Origin of the sequence: Brevibacillus nitrificans (assembly GCF_003710965.1) — a bacterium.
In the GTDB taxonomy this organism is placed as follows: domain Bacteria; phylum Bacillota; class Bacilli; order Brevibacillales; family Brevibacillaceae; genus Brevibacillus; species Brevibacillus centrosporus.
In genome coordinates this window covers 1-867 of the sequence record NZ_RHHU01000038.1, presented here as the reverse complement: position 1 = coordinate 867, position 867 = coordinate 1, and the positions used below count along the sequence as shown (strand labels likewise).

Annotated in this window: 1 protein-coding gene; it reads left to right on the top strand. The window is 51.9% G+C overall.

All coding sequences use genetic code 11. From position 1 onward, the window contains the following. Nucleotides 1–36: 36 nt before the first annotated feature. The coding region (locus tag EDM59_RS30795) for an MFS transporter (protein WP_246011310.1) at nucleotides 37–867 on the top strand (831 nt) is incomplete at its 3' end.

Below are 867 nucleotides of genomic sequence, written 5' to 3'. Positions count from 1 at the left end.
AAAGCCCTGGACTCAATGGGGAGAAGGCCTGTTCTCTTGAGTGGTCTCGCCATTTTTTTGTTTTCTGTGTTCGGGTACTATTGGATGGCGAGCGTTGCTCTGGTACTTGCCTTGCGCTTTGTACACGGAATTGGCTGGGGCATCGTCACTACAACCTATGGAACGATTGTGTCCGACATTATTCCTGCTGAGCGCAGGGGTGAAGGCATGGGATACTTCGGGATGTTTACGAACCTGGCGATGGCAGTAGGACCGTTGATCGGACTTTCGGTTTCTCAATCCTTTGGGTATGGCTGGCTCTTTGGAATATCAGGAGGATTGACCGGTGTTGCGATGATATTGACGAGAATGGTTGAAATTAAAGCTCCAATCGGAATGACACAACCGTCTGCTGCGGCAGGTGGAGGACTGTTTGAGAAAAAAGCACTGTTTCCAGCATTGCTAGCATTGCTGACGGGTGTGATGTACGGGGGCGTTGTAAGCTTTATCACCCTGTTTGGCCAGGAAGTGGGCATCGAAAATGTAGGATTGTACTTTCTCTTCAATGCGATCTCACTGATGCTGGTGCGACCGCTGGCAGGAAAGCTGTTTGATAAAAAGGGACCGTTTTGGGTGTTGATGCCAGGTGGTGTCCTGACAGGGATCGCAGTCGTTGTTCTTTCCTACAGTACAACGGAGCTTGGGTTGATTGCGGCTGCGATACTGTTTGGGATAGGAGCCGGGTCTGTGCAGCCATCCTTGCAGGCATGGACGATTCAGCGAGTGGATCCTTCCCGACGCGGTGCTGCTACAGGGACATTCTTTTCCGCGTTTGATCTGGGGATTGGCGGCGGAGCGATGATCTTGGGCGCGATCGCGAAGCAGACT